This window comes from Bacillus sp. 1NLA3E, from assembly GCF_000242895.2.
Taxonomy (GTDB): domain Bacteria; phylum Bacillota; class Bacilli; order Bacillales; family Cytobacillaceae; genus Bacillus_BU.
This window is the reverse complement of sequence record NC_021171.1, coordinates 2,637,101-2,653,105: the sequence shown is the minus strand read 5'-3', so window position 1 is coordinate 2,653,105 and position 16,005 is coordinate 2,637,101. Positions and strand designations below refer to the sequence as shown.

General features: G+C 35.7%; 16 protein-coding genes. 13 read left to right on the top strand and 3 right to left on the bottom strand.

The genetic code is table 11. The features are described 5' to 3' along the window. Window positions 1-9: 9 nt before the first annotated feature. Window positions 10-909 carry a TetR/AcrR family transcriptional regulator gene (locus B1NLA3E_RS12545; RefSeq protein WP_041580502.1) on the bottom strand — a complete coding sequence of 300 codons (900 nt, stop codon included), beginning with the start codon at window positions 907-909 and terminating at the stop codon, window positions 10-12. Window positions 910-1,095: 186 nt separating this feature from the next. Here B1NLA3E_RS12545 and B1NLA3E_RS12540 point away from each other — a divergent pair, with 186 nt between their 5' ends. The 6 genes from B1NLA3E_RS12540 to B1NLA3E_RS12515 all read left to right on the top strand — a co-directional run bounded on the left by B1NLA3E_RS12540 (window position 1,096) and on the right by B1NLA3E_RS12515 (window position 9,425). Then, window positions 1,096-2,646, top strand: a complete 1,551-nt coding sequence (locus B1NLA3E_RS12540; protein ID WP_015594206.1) for a DHA2 family efflux MFS transporter permease subunit — start codon at window positions 1,096-1,098, stop codon at window positions 2,644-2,646. 380 nt (window positions 2,647-3,026) lie between these two features. Further along, window positions 3,027-4,907, top strand: coding sequence for a molecular chaperone HtpG (htpG, locus tag B1NLA3E_RS12535; protein ID WP_015594205.1), 1,881 nt, complete (start codon window positions 3,027-3,029; stop codon window positions 4,905-4,907). A gap of 191 nt (window positions 4,908-5,098) precedes the next feature. After that, on the top strand, window positions 5,099-6,127 hold the full coding sequence (locus B1NLA3E_RS12530; protein ID WP_015594204.1) for an acyltransferase family protein: 1,029 nt from the start codon (window positions 5,099-5,101) through the stop codon (window positions 6,125-6,127). Window positions 6,128-6,186: 59 nt separating this feature from the next. Beyond that, the gene (locus B1NLA3E_RS12525) at window positions 6,187-6,906 is read left to right on the top strand and encodes a GDSL-type esterase/lipase family protein (protein ID WP_015594203.1); all 720 of its coding nucleotides are present in this window, start codon (window positions 6,187-6,189) and stop codon (window positions 6,904-6,906) included. A 210-nt stretch (window positions 6,907-7,116) separates the two neighbouring features. Next, the gene (locus B1NLA3E_RS12520; RefSeq protein WP_015594202.1) at window positions 7,117-8,157 is read left to right on the top strand and encodes an IS30 family transposase; all 1,041 of its coding nucleotides are present in this window, start codon (window positions 7,117-7,119) and stop codon (window positions 8,155-8,157) included. A gap of 269 nt (window positions 8,158-8,426) precedes the next feature. After that, entirely contained in the window at window positions 8,427-9,425 is a 999-nt protein-coding gene (locus B1NLA3E_RS12515; RefSeq protein WP_015594201.1) for an ABC transporter substrate-binding protein, read from the top strand. A 77-nt stretch (window positions 9,426-9,502) separates the two neighbouring features. On the opposite strand, the gene B1NLA3E_RS12510 is transcribed toward B1NLA3E_RS12515, so the two are convergent. Next, a complete protein-coding gene (locus B1NLA3E_RS12510) occupies window positions 9,503-10,039 on the bottom strand; it encodes a ribonuclease H-like YkuK family protein (protein ID WP_015594200.1) in 537 nt (178 codons plus the stop codon). Between the two features lie 270 nt (window positions 10,040-10,309). Next, a complete protein-coding gene (locus B1NLA3E_RS12505; protein ID WP_015594199.1) occupies window positions 10,310-10,720 on the bottom strand; it encodes a hypothetical protein in 411 nt (136 codons plus the stop codon). A gap of 335 nt (window positions 10,721-11,055) precedes the next feature. Here B1NLA3E_RS12505 and B1NLA3E_RS12500 point away from each other — a divergent pair, with 335 nt between their 5' ends. From B1NLA3E_RS12500 to B1NLA3E_RS12475, 7 genes are all read left to right on the top strand, one after another. Continuing rightward, a complete protein-coding gene (locus tag B1NLA3E_RS12500; protein ID WP_041580501.1) occupies window positions 11,056-11,745 on the top strand; it encodes an MOSC domain-containing protein in 690 nt (229 codons plus the stop codon). Window positions 11,746-11,891: 146 nt separating this feature from the next. Next, window positions 11,892-12,251, top strand: a complete 360-nt coding sequence (locus B1NLA3E_RS12495; RefSeq protein ID WP_015594197.1) for a carboxymuconolactone decarboxylase family protein — start codon at window positions 11,892-11,894, stop codon at window positions 12,249-12,251. A gap of 69 nt (window positions 12,252-12,320) precedes the next feature. Further along, a complete protein-coding gene (locus B1NLA3E_RS12490) occupies window positions 12,321-13,106 on the top strand; it encodes an SDR family oxidoreductase (RefSeq protein WP_015594196.1) in 786 nt (261 codons plus the stop codon). Window positions 13,107-13,189: 83 nt separating this feature from the next. Continuing rightward, window positions 13,190-13,354, top strand: coding sequence for a hypothetical protein (locus B1NLA3E_RS25320; RefSeq protein WP_187292101.1), 165 nt, complete (start codon window positions 13,190-13,192; stop codon window positions 13,352-13,354). Between the two features lie 221 nt (window positions 13,355-13,575). Beyond that, a complete protein-coding gene (locus B1NLA3E_RS12485; protein WP_015594194.1) occupies window positions 13,576-14,319 on the top strand; it encodes a DUF4230 domain-containing protein in 744 nt (247 codons plus the stop codon). Window positions 14,320-14,564: 245 nt separating this feature from the next. After that, window positions 14,565-15,062 (top strand): DUF5946 family protein, encoded by a 498-nt coding sequence (locus tag B1NLA3E_RS12480; protein WP_041580500.1) that lies wholly within the window; start codon window positions 14,565-14,567, stop codon window positions 15,060-15,062. Between the two features lie 108 nt (window positions 15,063-15,170). After that, window positions 15,171-15,956: a S1C family serine protease gene (locus B1NLA3E_RS12475; RefSeq protein WP_015594192.1), complete on the top strand. Its 786-nt coding sequence runs from the start codon at window positions 15,171-15,173 to the stop codon at window positions 15,954-15,956. The last annotated feature ends 49 nt before the right edge of the window (window positions 15,957-16,005 follow it).

Here is a 16,005-nt window from a genome sequence, read left to right as displayed (position 1 = left end):
AAGGTGCCTCTAGGATTTTTCCACTTGTTGATTAAAATGTTCTGAAATCAGTTGATCAAGCTTTTGGAGTTCTTCAAAACTAAAAATTTCGTTACTTGTTTTCAAAGATAAAAGAGCACTTTCAATCAAAAATACTCGAGGGTCCTTTGAGTGCAATAGTTCATCCTGAACAAAGTCTAGCAACTCAGTGTACTTTGTTGGGTCTTCACAAGTACTTAAAGCCTTTTTTAATGAAAATACAGCCTGATGAAGCTTTTGCTGAAATTCTTGATCGTTTTTTTTACAGTCAGGAAACCAACTCTCTAATACCTCAGGTTCAATTAATTGAACTCTAGATTTTGTTACTTCGTCAACCATCTTGACAACACGGTCAACACTATAACGGACTACCTGGTGGATGCTGGCATTTGATTCATGACCCAATGCATAATATTTAAGGTTGTACTGTAAGAGCCCCATAAACATAATGGCACAATCCAACAAATATGGTTTCGTACTATCGTCGAAGATGTCAGTAAACCGATTGTATACCCAACGTAACATGCTTAAGTTACCTAATTTTATGAATTGTTTTAGTTCCACATCATTTGAGAAGTTTACTTCTTCAAAGAGTGAAAACAATTTATTTGCTCTATTCGTTTTCATTTGTAATTCAATTTGTGTAATGAAAATGTCAATGTTAGCAGAATCTTGGCCAATCAGTAATTCGTTACGATCCAGTTCCAGTTTCTTGTATATCGTTTTAAAAAGGGCAATTAATAATTCATTCTTTGATGAAAAATAATTATAAAAGGTTCCTTTAGATATCCTACTATAGTCTAAAATATCCTGAATGGATGTGGCTTGAAATCCTTTTTCGATAAATAACTGATGGGCCATTTTTATGACATGCTGTTTCCTGTCTTTCATATCATCACCTATAATCATAATAGACTGTGTGTACAAAAATCATAGTACATGATTTTTGATTAATAAACAAATCCTAGTAAATATCAGGATATATTTTGATTGCAAAAATTGAACTGATGTTATATGATATATTTCTATCTGAACCGATAGTATAAAACAATGAACTAAATGTCTAGGGGGAAAACAATGAACCATTCCATAAAAAAGACTGATCGCCCACCATACGGAGTGATTGCGGTCTTGATATTCGGAGCTTTTATTGCTTTTTTAAACAATACGTTATTAAATATCGCCTTACCATCGATAATGAAGGACTTAAACATTGAAGCATCTACAGTACAGTGGCTGACTACAGGCTTTATGTTAGTAAATGGGATACTGATTCCAACTACTGCATTCTTAATTCAAAAATTTTCTGTTCGGAATCTGTTCTTAGCAGCAATGGCTTTATTTACACTAGGGAGCCTTGTTGCTGGAATTGCACACATATTTCCGATTCTATTAGCGGGTCGGATGCTTCAAGCTTCAGCATCAGCTATCTTGATGCCGTTATTAATGAATGTCATGTTGACCAGCTTCCCGGTTGAGAAAAGGGGAGCTGCAATGGGGGTATTTGGGTTAGTTTTAATGTTTGCACCAGCAATTGGACCGACTTTATCTGGTTGGATTATTGAACATTATGACTGGAGAATGCTATTTCACTTTGTAACGCCTTTTGCCATAATCATTTTCTTAATTGGCTTTTTCTTACTAAAAGACAAAAAAGATAAAATTGACCTGCGACTTGATTTCTTTTCGGTCCTTTTATCCAGCTTAGGTTTTGGCGGCTTGTTGTATGGATTTAGTTCTGCAGGTAAAAAAGGCTGGGATAGTCCTGAAGTATACTTGACGCTTTCTATTGGTTTCATTTCACTAGTTTGGTTTATTTTACGTCAATTAAAGCAGGAAAAACCAATGCTTAACTTCAGGATCTATAAATACCCAATGTTTGCTTTATCATCCGTTATTTCCATGGTTGTTACCATGGCGATGTTTTCGGGGATGTTATTAACACCAATATATGTTCAAACTGTTCGCGGTATTTCTCCACTAGATGCTGGCTTAATGATGTTACCGGGTGCGATTTTAATGGCGATTATGATGCCGATTACCGGTAAATTATTTGATAAGTTTGGTGGACGTATGTTAGCCATTGTTGGCTTAACTATTACGGCTGTAACTAGCTATTATTTCAGTAAATTAACACTTGACACTACCTATACAAATTTAATTATTTTATATTCTGTTCGTATGTTTGGTATGTCCATGGTAAATATGCCAGTAACCACAAATGGCTTAAACCAGTTACCAGCTCGCTTCTATCCACACGGTACTGCGATGAATAATACAATGTCACAAGTATCTGGAGCTATTGGTACTGCATTATTAATCACAATCATGTCAAATCGTGCAAAAACACATGCTACTGAAATTGCAGCAGGTATGATGAAGAAGGCGACTGAGAAGGCAGCAGCTGCTGGAGTGGCGCCAACACCTGAAATGCTCGCTCAAATAAAAGAACAAATTACCATGAAAGCCATGCTAGAAGGAATTAATGATGCTTTCTTTGTAACAGTATTTATTGCACTCCTGGCACTAGTTCTTGCATTGTTCATCAAACGGGCAAAAAGAGCGGAAGAAGATTCGGTAGAAAGAACTACCGGTCAAGAGAATTCTCGGAAATTAGCAGAAAACTAATCACTAACAAAGTGTCAATAAAAGGAGATTGGAGATCATCCTATGATGATAACTAATCTCCTTTTTATTTTAGGCTCTATTGTTTTTGTGGAAAGCGCCGAGGATGCTCACCGCCCGCTCCGCGGAAAGCGAGCATCCCGGAGCGGAAATCAACAACACTTCTCTTTGAAAAATGGCAAACAAAATTTACGGAAATAGCCTTTTTTAATAACAACATATTGACATGAAAATAGAGAGTGTGATATTAAATGTATATCGGATTAGCACTCGATAGGATAGAGTGCTAATTGTAAGATGTCTAGTTTTTAAAATCATCTATTTTCCTTTATACTAATTGAATGGGTGTTCACGTAGTTCTAAAAATGAAAGGAGAAATAATAATGGCAAAAAAACAGTTTCAAGCAGAATCTAAACGGTTACTAGAAATGATGATTAATTCAATTTATACTCATCGTGAAGTATTTCTGAGGGAGCTCATCTCTAACGCTAGTGATGCGATTGATAAAATTTACTACAAAGCATTAACGGACGATACGCTAAGTTTTAGCAAAGACAGTTATTACATAAAAGTAGTTGCCGACAAAGAAAATCGGACTTTGAAAATCATTGATACTGGAATTGGAATGACCGAGGAAGAGCTGGAAAATAACCTTGGAATTATCGCCAAAAGTGGTTCATTAGCCTTTAAAAAAGAAAATGAATTAAAAGATGGATATGATATCATTGGTCAGTTCGGCGTAGGATTTTATGCAGCTTTTATGGTGGCAGACGATGTTACAGTAATCAGTAAAGCAGTAGGCAGCGATCAAGGATATAAGTGGGAGTCAACTGGTGCAGAAGGATATACAATTGAGCCATATGAGAAAGAGTCAGTAGGAACTGAGATTATCCTTAAAATAAAAGAGAACACAGAAGATGATAACTATGAAGAGTATCTTGAAGAGTATCACTTAAAATCGATCATCAAAAAATACTCTGACTTTATTCGCTATCCAATCAAGATGGATGTAACTGGAAAAAGGCCTAAAGAAGGTAGCGAAAATGAATTTGAAGATTATTCCGAAGAACAAATTATCAATAGTATGGTTCCTATTTGGAAAAAGAATAAAAATGAGCTAACAGCAGACGATTACGATAAATTTTATATCGAAAAACGATACGGTTTTGACAAACCTATCAAACATTTACATATCAGTGTGGATGGAACAATAAGATATAATGCCATATTGTATATCCCTGAAAAAATTCCATTTGATTACTATTCAAAGGAATTTGAAAAGGGCTTAGAGCTATATTCAAATGGCGTATTGATCATGAACAAATGTGCAGACTTACTTCCAGACTATTTTAGCTTTGTCAAAGGAATGGTCGATTCGGAGGATTTATCATTAAACATTTCTAGAGAGATGCTACAACATGATCGTCAATTGAAGTTAATCGCAAAAAACATCAACAAAAAAATTAAGAGTGAATTGCAAGGTTTAATGAAAAATGAAAGAGAAAAGTATGAGGAATTTTACCATTCCTTTGGCAGACAATTAAAATATGGTGTATATAGTGATTTTGGTGCCGAAAAGGAATTATTGCAGGACCTTTTGATGTTCTACTCCTCTAAAGAAAAGAAACTTGTTAGTTTGGATGAATATGTTACAAGAATGCCTGAAGATCAAAAATATATTTATTATGCTTCTGGGGAATCGAATGAAAGAATTGAAAAGTTGCCACAGACTGAATTTGTTTCGGAAAAGGGTTATGAAATATTATACTTTACCGATGAAATTGATGAGTTTGCCATCAGAATGCTAATCAATTATAAAGACAAAGAATTCAAATCAATATCAAGTGGTGACCTCGGGATTGAAGTAGATGAAAATCAAACAAACTCCGAGTCGGAAGAGAAGGAAAACAAAGAACTTTTTGACTATATGAAAGCCATTTTAGCAGAAAAGGTAAAGGATGTAAGAATTTCCAAACGATTAAAGTCTCATCCTGTTTGTTTATCAACAGACGGTGAAATCACAATCGAAATGGAAAAAGTCCTAAGTGCAATGCCTGATAACCAAAACGTCAAAGCAGACAAGGTATTGGAAATTAATAAAAATCATGAGGTATTCCTTTCCTTAAAAGATGCGTTTGCAAGCGATAAGACTAAATTAGATCTTTATACTAAGCTTTTGTACAATCAAGCATTGTTAATCGAAGGGTTACCAATCAACGATCCAGTTGAATTTACAAATGATATTTGCAAATTAATGGCCTAGTATAAAAATAACAGCCTCGCACTAATCATTAGTGCGAGGCTGTTTTGTTAATATGTAGTTATTTTAACTTGAAAAAAAATAAAAAAAGGTAAATAATATAATAGTTTTACCAAACCAACTACCTATTGTTCCTTAAAGAACAAGACAATATAGTTGTGAAAATTTGAATTTTGGAGGTTCAGGAAGGTTCCATGAAAACTAGGGAAGCCTACTATGACAACGCGAAGGTTTTATTAATTTTTCTAATGGTGTTCGGTCACCTACTTCAATCATACATTCAGGAAAACAAATTCATTTTTGCTTTGTATACCACGATTTATCTATTTCATATGCCAGCATTTATATTAATTTCCGGGTACTTTGCCAAAGGATTTAGACAAAAGGGTTATTTATTAAAAATAACAAAAAAGCTGATTGGGCCTTATTTAATCTTTCAAGGAATTTATTCATTCTATTATTATTTTATTCATGAAAAAGATGAAATCAAAATTGATCCCTTGGTCCCAGAATGGTCATTATGGTTTTTGGTGAGTTTATTTTGCTGGAATATTATGCTTTTTCTATTTACGAAATGGAAAGCCAGATATGGACTTTTGCTATCAGTTTGTTTGGGGGTAGTAGTCGGTTATTTTAATGGAATAAACGATTATTTAAGCCTATCAAGAACACTTGTATTTTTCCCATTGTATTTACTGGGTTTTTATTTGAAAAGAGAACACTTTCTGAAAATACGAGATATTAAAATCAAACTCATATCGTTAATCATTCTACTTTCGATATTATTAGCATTTTATATACTACCTGAATTTAATTATAAATGGTTTTTTGGATCAAAGCCTTATATTGATTTTCATGTTTCTGGTATTAATGGCGGAATCGTTCGCTTAGGAGTTTATATGTTAACTTTACTCACAACGCTTGGATTTTTTGCATTTGTTCCAAGAAAAAATTTCTTTTTCACAAAATGGGGAACGAGATCTTTATATGTTTACCTTTTACATGGCTTTTTTATTAAATATTTTAGAAATAGCGGATTAGAAGAATTATTAAATGAACCAGGGCAAGTTTTCGTGCTTATTTTCCTTTCATTACTAATTATTACGATCCTTTCAAGTAATGTAATTAAAGCAATCGCCCAACCATTTATTGAACTTAAAATGTCGGCATTAAAGAACTATGTAATGAACTTCACAAATAATTTGAAAGAGGTTAATAACTAGTCCAGAAAAGATGAGAGATTTATAAGTGAAGTTTATATAGGCGTTAGTGGGAGTTGTTGATGAGAAATTATACTATATTGACCTACATGGTTATGGTTTTAATGATAGTAGTTCTTTCTGGTTCTTCCGTTCAGAGGAACGTATTAGCTGTGGTTGCACTGGGTGATTCAATTACTTATGGAACCGGAGATCCATTGAATAAAGGTTATATTGGAAGGTTTAATGAGCAGTTTGAGAGGTTAAAGGGAACCACTGTACACATAAATAATTATGGTATACCAGGTTATACTGCAGAAAATCTGATAGAACAGCTTAAGAGTGAAAAAATTAAAAAAGAAATTCAAGAATCAAATTATATCATTGTATATATTGGAACAAATGATTTTAGAAGGAGTGCCAAATATCAATTCAATCCGATTAATCTCAAAAAGATGAAGGATGGAAGAAGTGATTTCTCCAGAAATCTGCAACAGATTCTTGAAAAAATAAGAAATGAAAATGGATCTGCACCAATTATTGTGATGGGGCTTTACAATCCTTATACCCAATATAAAAACCACAAACAGATCCTTGCAGAGATCAATAAATGGAACAAGGACATAACTAAGGTTTCTTCATATTATGAACCGAATATGTTTGTTCCGACAATTGATTTGTTTGAAGGTAAACCTAAAAAAAGGTACTTTAGTGATTCCCTGCATCCAAACGCTGCTGGGTATGAGTTAATTTCAAATCGACTTTTTGAGAAAATGCTAATCCTTTCAGATTCTAATCATTAGAATAACCTCCGTGTATGATCAATGGAGTGATTATTATAAAAAACTAGCCATGCACCTTATCCAAGTGCATGGCTAGTTTTATCTAGAAAATAAAAACATAATTTTGGCTAGTTGTAAAATTAAATGCAACAGCTTAAAACGTGAAAAGCCACAGATAAACCGTGTATGATTAAGTCGACTAAAACAAGATCATAACGGGAGGTTTATCTAATGGCTTGCACTAATTCTAGCACAACCCTACGGACTTTCAAACACCTTACTAGTTTCGAACGTGGAATGATAGCTGCCCTACACTCACAAGGCAAGTCCATGCAGGAAATCGCAGTTGGCATAGGACACGATCGTACGACTGTCTGGCGTGAAATTAAACGTGGTACTACAACACAGATGCGTTCGGATCGATCCACTTATCAGGCCTACTTTCCGGAAACAGGGCAGACAAAGTACGATACAAACCGAATGGTTTGTGGGGCTAAGATTAAGCTTGATCATTCACTGGAATTCATTCAATTTGTTGAGTCGAAGATACTGGATGACAAATGGTCCCCTGATGCTGTTTGTGGATTTGCCCAAGCCGGCGGTCTTTTTCAGGGTGCTACTGTATCCACAAAGACTCTATATAACTATATTGAACGTGGATTCATCGCAGTGAGAAACATTGATCTTCCTATGAAACTACGGCTAAATACAAAGAAAAAGCGAATACGCGTAAACAAGCGAATCTTTGGTCGCAGTATTATTGAACGTCCTGCAGAAATCGAAGACCGTAAGGAATTTGGCCACTGGGAGATTGATACTGTCATCGGAAAAAAAAGCCTAGACGAAGCTCTCTTAACAATTACTGAGCGGAAGACCCGTAAAGAAATCATTATAAAGATTGCCTCTAAGGGAAGTGAGGCCGTAATTGCCTCGATTAATGAATTGCGAAATACCTATGGTTCTATGTTCTCTCGTGTATTCAAGACCATTACTTCTGACAATGGCTCTGAGTTTGCAGAACTCGTCCCTACCCTAATCAACGAAGACACAGATATCTTCTATACTTATCCTTATACTTCTTCCGAACGTGGCACGAATGAGCGCCACAACGGATTGATCCGTAGGTTTATTCCTAAAGGTAAAGCTATATCCTCCGTTGCGGATGAGACGATCTTGTACGTGGAGAATTGGTGTAACCGCCTACCTAGAAAGATTCTCGCCTATCGAACGCCTGAGGAATGTTTTCTAGAAGAGCTCGAAAATATTGCATAAGTCACGGTGAGTCTGAACTTTCATGTTTTGTTGCATTTAATATTGCAATTTACCAAAACATAATTTTCAAATAAATGAATTGACAAGCTCTTCAGAATTCGCTAAGATATGGGGAATCACTAATTCGCTTTAACGCGTCAAACCGCTAATATTATATAAGGAAAGTAAAGAGGGGGACAGTTCAGTTTAGATAACCAAGAATAATGATTATCTATATTAGCAATACATAAAAAATACTAATCTAATAATTAGCCAAGGAGGAAAAACAAATGAAAAAAATAGTCATAGCTATTGTATGTGGAATGTTGTTAATGCTCACGGCATGTGGAACGGGGAGCAAGAAAAGTAGTAGTAAGCAGGAAGAAAAGAAAATCGTGAAAATTGGTATCATCCAGCTTGTTGAGCATCCTGCCTTAGATGCAGCGAGAGAAGGGTTTGTTTCTGCATTGAAGGATGCGGGGTATGTGGAGGGTAAAAACTTAAAGATAGATTACCAGAATTCACAGGGCGATATAAATAATAATATGACGATTGCCCAAAATCTAGTAGCTGACAAAAATGATTTAATATTTGCAATTACTACATCAAGTGCACAGGCTGTGGCAACATCAACTAAGGATATTCCAGTCCTGTTTACTGCCATAACTGACCCAGTTAAAGCAGATTTGGTCCAAAGCTTAGACCACCCAGGTGGTAATGTTACGGGTACATCGGATACTCATCCAGATGCAATCAAAAATACAATTAAGTCTATTAAAACTTTTTTCCCGAATGCAAAAAAAGTTGGAATTGTTTATAATTCAGGTGAATCAAATGCTGTTCTGAATGTGGAAAACGCGAAAAAGGCGTTAAAAGATAACGGCTTAGAGCCAGTATTAACCTCCATTGCCACCAGTTCTGAAGTGAAACAAGCAGCGGAATCGTTGGTTGACCGTGTTGACGTTTTATATGTTCCGAAAGACAATACTGTTGTTTCAGCCCTTGAGGCGATTATCAAAGTATCCAATGAACATAAAATCCCAACCTTTGTTGGGGAAGGGGATTCAGTAAAACGCGGTACATTTGCTTCATACGGTTTTGAATACCATGATCTCGGATACACCACTGGAGAGATGGCGGTTCAAATTCTAAAAGGGAAAAAACCGAGTGAAATTCCGGTCGGTTTTCCAAAAAATCTGGAGCTTTACATCAACAAGAAGGCAGCAGCGCAAGAGGGGATCACTGTAACAAAAGAAATGACAAAAGATGCTAAAATTGTTGGCGAATGAACTTAGTGTGATCAGAATTAGCTGACAATCTAAATTAATCATTAACAGCCCTACATGTAATTAACGTAGGGCTGTTTTTACCTTGTATATCGATTCGCATAGCTCGAGGCCACGAATGCATTGGGTTTAATCTTCGGTTCAATACCCATGGATTCCATTCTAGTGACCATCTCTTTCACAAAAGCACTGGTCTTATTTCGTTTCCCTGCCCCAATATCGATATGACCTTCCATCGTAAAGGTAGCTCCTTGGTAAAGATACGGCAAAATAATATGAATTAACTGTTCCTTTCCATTTTCATCAAACAATGAAACAATTTCCTCTGTTAATGATAATTCAAACGAAATGCGTTCGTGTAAATGGGTCATTTTCCTTGGAATGGTCACCTTTCTAATACACGCCCACACGCCTTTTCCTTGATTTTGAATCACAATACCGGTAATAAAAACAGTTTTTGTTTTATGAACTTGGGAATCAGTTCCGATCATCAACCGGAAATTTCCACTTGGATACAATTTCATAAACTCCTTAATTCGCATAAAGACCTGCTCAAAGGACATACCATTTTCCTGCAGATTTTGAAAAGAATAGTCAACAACATGGTTCTTTTCCATCTTAGTAGCACCACAACTTTCCCATTCCAATATTGGATAGATATTTCATCTTATTTATAAGTATGGGAAAAGTTTTGATGTCGTGCCGGATACTTATTAACGTAAAGGAAATTAGACTGTTTGAAGTTAAATCCAATCGCCGTAGGTTAAGAGTGAACATTACAGTTGGGGACTAAAAAGAGTGGCGTTACAGTTAAACCAATTATGATTATGAATAAAGACAAAAAGAAAGTGTCCGAAAGTATACTTCTTGGACACAGATAATAAAATCTAGGATATTTTTACCATATCGTACGAAAGGTTTTTTTGATCCCATTTGAAAATTCCTTCACGTAATCTAATAATAGGATCGAAGGGGAATGGGGATTCTTGTAGTTCCAAATTCTCACCATTGTCAATTTGGTCAACATATTTTTTTCGTAATTGGAGCAATTCCATTTCAGAAGCTATACGGAGCACCATTTCCAATGTGATTTCGTTTTCACTGACCCCTTTACTACTACAAATGCTATCCTGAAAGCTTTTGTTATATTGGATCATCATTGGTAGGTCTTTTATAGATGCAACGCCGAAAACATCTTTAATGATATCGTCGTATTTTAACTGGGAGCCTGTCGCAAGTGTTTTAAGATCTTTCTCTGGATTTTCTAAATAATAAATCGTTTCAATTTCATTCCCCATGGAGAACACCCTTTCTAATACGTAACCAATTTTTATTCCTTACTCTTATTATGACATATTTTCGCCATTTTAGGGTGACATGTATTTAAATCTTGCTCGAAGATTGCTTTATTTTGTCGATATTTATTTTGCGGGAGTCATCAAAAACAGTAGATTAAGGTAAATATTAAGTATTATTGGGGTTCGACATAGATAAGTCGTTTGCCATATTTTTATGTATGAAGATGTCTATTTCTGCGCTTACCCAGGAAATTAAAATTAAGTTTCCCAAAGTTGGTTACCGTTTTTTATAATAGAATTAGTAAATGTTAAACTAACTTTTAAGAGGTGATAGAATGAGCTCTGCGGTGATAAAATCTATTAACATTGGAAAACCAGTTTCTTTAGAGTTTAAAACTAGGGGGATTTCTTCAGGGATTAATAAGAAGCCGGTAGAAAAGCCGCTATTTCTTTCAACACTAAATTTTTCGGGGGATGAACAAGCGGATTTAGTTCATCATGGTGGTAAAGATAAGGCTATTTGTGTTTATCCCTATGAGCATTATGTTCATTGGGAAAAAGAGTTGAAACGGCCATTATCATATGGAGCTTTCGGTGAGAATCTTACAACAGTGGGTTTACTAGAAGATGATATTTGTATTGGAGATATATTCAAATTTGGTGAGGCTATTGTTCAAATTAGTCAGCCAAGGCAACCTTGTTATAAGTTATCTCTGAAATACGGTGTAGAAGACCTTCCTATTAAAATTCAACAAACGGGATACACTGGATTTTATTGTAGAGTTCTCAAAGAAGGGACTGTTTCCAAAGAGTTGGGACTGACCCTTATGCACCGCCACCCTAAAGGAATAACCGTTTCTTATGCGAATCTGATTATGCACCACGAAAAAGGTAATATCGAAGGATTAAACAAAATGCTAGATATTGATGAGTTGTCCGAAAGTTGGCGTGCGACGTTTATCAACAGAAGAGATGGAATAGCTGTTGATGCTGAAAGAAGGTTACTTGGGAACGATAAAAAATAAAAGGAATCAGTGCCAGGATATTTCCAGTTGATTGGATGTTCCTGGTACTTTTTTTTTTAAGATGGTTGGTTTTGTCCAATTTTTGAATACCTAAACCATATTAATCCATACTAACAATGATATTTAGTGATTGGAGTAGTGATGTTATGGAATCTTTTGAACCACAAAATGAGACTGAAGCAATATTACATGATTATAAGCTAGGTTTAGGTACTTTTACTCAAAAGATGCCAGATTTAGCTCAGCATTTTAATGCTTTTACAGAGGCATGTTTTAAAGAAGGGGAGTTATCACAAAAAGAAAAACAGCTTATTGCATTAGGGATTAGCGTATTTTCACAAAATGAATATTGTATTATCTATCATACAAAAGGATGTCTTGATCAAGGAGCAACTGAGGAAGAGATTTTTGAAGCAATTGGTGTATCTGCCGCATTTGGAGGCGGCGCAGCAATGAGTCAGGTTGTAACACTTGTACAAGCCTGCATTACAGATTTAAATAAGTAAAAGCAATAAGGCAATGAAATTTATTTTTATCCGGCAAAAAAGATTTTATGGTATAGGAGGTTTTTCATCTTGGCGAAACTTCTTCAAAATCAGGTTGCCTTGATTACAGGGGCGGGCTCTGGGATCGGTAGGGCCACCGCATTGAAGTTAGCACAGAACGGGGCAAAGATTGCGTTAGTTGATTTGCACAAAGAAAACATCCAACAAGTCAATCAGGAAATTGTAGAAATAGGTGGCCAGGCTATCGTACTTGAAGCAGATGCTTCTTCTCCGGAACTTATGAAGGAGTGTTTTGAAAGTACCTTTGCAAAGTGGGGTCAGCTCGATATTGTCTTTGCTAATGCAGGAATCAATGGAGTTGTTGCTCCAATTGAAGATCTAAGCCCTGATGATTGGGATCTGACCATTTCAAATAATTTGAAAAGTACTTTTCTAAGTATTAAATATGCCATTCCACATATGAAGACAAACGGTGGGAGCATTATCATCACAAGCTCGATTAATGGTAACCGCATTTATAATAATATCGGTATGTCAGCCTATAGCACATCAAAAATTGCCCAGATGGGGTTTGGGAAAATGGCAGCCTTGGAACTGGCTAAATATCAAATAAGAGTTAATATGATTTGCCCAGGTGCAATTAAAACAAATATCAATGATAATACTTGGCCTGAAAAAAACAAATTGGAAAAGGTGAAGATTCCGATCCAATACCCTGAAGGAAGTCAGCCATTAGAACATGCACCGGGAAAACCAGAACAAGTGGCAGATCTAGTTTTATTTTTGGCATCCGCTCACTCTAATCACATTACTGGAAGCGAGATTTTTATTGACGGGGCAGAATCGCTTTTATAAAAAATAGTTACGGTAATCTATTAAGGGGAGGTTATTCCTTTAGTAGACAGGTCATCCATAAAAAATGGTGAGGTGGTGCTCCTATGGAAAAAGGTAAATTGCACAATACTGGTTGGCATTTGAAAAGAAAACAAAATGAAGAAAGGTTGGAAATTAGTTCAACCGGGTACGGTTTGGAATCAGTTACATCAGAAACCGATGAAGATCAAACAAAACATAATAATAACCCTTCTTGTGGGGGCTTATAAATTTATAAATAGGTTACAACAAGATGCTAAAAACAAAATCATCCTTATGGAAAGGGATGGTTTTTTGTCGTTTGAAAGATGGTTGGAAAGAAATGAATGTCCCATCTAAATTCGGAGATGTACCGTGGATATAGATTGTCGGATTATGTCGTGAATTTGTGATAAAATAATAGATGTTTATCGTATATGAATCTAGTATTAAGTGAGAGAGAGTGAACTAGGTGGGGAAAAAAGAAGTTGCGTTGGCACAATTGGAAAGCATTTTGACCGAGTTAAAAGAAGGACAAAACGAAAGTGCTGCTACCGCTGCAATTGGACATAGAGAAAAAGTATCTCATAAATCTGGTACTATAGCCAGACTCATCTTTAAAGTATGGGGATTAAAAATATTAATTTTTACCATTATTATCGTGTTGGCCATATCTGGAGCCTTATGGTTGTATTCGGGAAATCTAGTAAAAAAAGAAAGCTCAACATTTGTTGAACAGGTTCAGGAATTATCGACACTAGCAACGGCAGAAGCCCATATTAAGGTCGTAATTGAGCAGGAAGATAATAAGGTATTCGGGAAAAACATTTCAATGGATATCCCTGGAACAAAACGGGAGGCATTATTGATTATTCCTGCCACAGTGCTTGCTGGGGTTGATTTAAAAGGGATTACTTCAAAGGATATTAAAATTAACAATAAAACTAAAGAACTTGAAATCGTCCTACCACATGCAAAGCTCATTCAGGGTCCCTCAATTCAGATGGATAAGGTACAAACTTTTTCAGACGAGGGCTTGTTTCGCGGGAATGTTGAGTGGGATGAAGGTTTTGACTTCGCCTCCGAAGCACAAAAGAAAATCAAAAAAGAAGCAACGGACATAGGCCTACTACAAACAGCCGAAAAAAGTGCAGATAAAATCCTTAAAGAATTTTTTAGCAACCTTGGCTATTCAGTAAAAGTAACATTTAAGTAAAGTTCGATAAAAAAATATGAGTGTTGGCATCAATTATATATGGGCGGTGCTGGCACTCCTACGAATAGGGAATTTAATAAGAAATCATAGCATTAGAGACACTTCGCAATACGCAAAGCGTCTCTTTTTTGAACGGTTTTTTTTTAAATTTTTTTCACATTTTTCACCCATTTAATTAGGAATAATGTGTAAAATTATATCAATAATAGTTGAAGCTATGTAGACTAATGAAAAAGGTGGTAATAATGGGTACCAAAATGATTAAATGCCCAGGTTGTGGTTTAACCCTCCCTGATCAACAAATTGTATTACCTAATCGATACAACGCTACAGGTGAATGCTATCAAAAATATAGTGAACTTAGCACATACACGCTGAATAAACAGGACATTTATTTCAATCACCAGCATGCTATTGATACATACAGTGCACAGCATTCTGGTAGTGGGATGAAAAACATAACAACCGCATACTCATTAATTGGATTATATTATGCGATTGAACACGGGTATACAGGAAAGCAAGTACAACATATACATATGTTACTATCAAAACAAAAATATAACTGGCAGGGATTGCAACCTCCGAATAAGCACTATTCCATAACAGTTTACGATGTTTTAAAGGAAGAACCTGGAGAAAAACGTGATGTTATGCTCCGAAATTGGATGGATGATGTTTGGAATTGTTGGAAGGATCAACACCAGTGGGTGAGAGACATTATGAAATCCTTATTAAAATAGTAATTATTTCAAATCAAATTCATTTATTATCATTGATCTTCTATAAGAGTAATCCAGATAAATAAATTTTTAACGTGAAGGATAAACGACGCTGAACGAGGGAATATAATGGACAAAAAAAACGATGAAAAAAGTGAGTTTACTGAACCAGCCTTTGAAGATTTTTTAGTTGAGGAAGTGGACCCTCACAGTGAGCAAAAAAAGAAGCGCCGCTCCATTATGATTCGGTCCGTGGCAATGATAATAGCCTTTATGTTCTTGATCAGTAGCTTTTCTTCATTTTCAAGTATTTTCAATCTACCTGCCTTTCATTTTGTAAAAACCTCCTACCAATTATCTAAACAAAAGGATATTCAACAATATAAAAAAGCTGTCGTTTCCGTTGAGGGAAGCGATTCAAAAGGAACTGGTTTTAATATAGTTGCGGATGGATACATTATCACGAATTATCATGTGATTGAAAAGATGAAACCAATTTTGGTTTATTTTCCCGATGGACAAGTGTTTAAAGCGACTCTCGTTCATGGCTATCCTGAAGTAGATTTAGCGTTCTTAGATATAAAAGGGAAAAACCTCCCCGTTTTACCGTTAGGAAGGGATTCCAGGTTAACAGAAGGGGATTCTGTTTATGTTATCGGAAATCCTTTGGGGTATTATCAAATTGCCAATCAAGGTGAAATGATTGGATATGAGGTAGTAGAAAAAATAGAAGCTCCTATCCTTGCGTTGACAGCTCCCATATTTCGGGGAAATAGCGGTAGTCCTGTCATAAATAAAGAAGGAAAAGTGGTGGGAGTGGTGTTTGCCACAACCGTACCAAAACTAACGAAAAGGGAAAATCCCGAGGGATTAGCGATTCCGATTCGTGAAGTGTTAACCCGTTTGCCCAAATAAACTCTTGTCAGATGATGTAAAGTACTTTCCTGAAAAGTGTATAATAAAA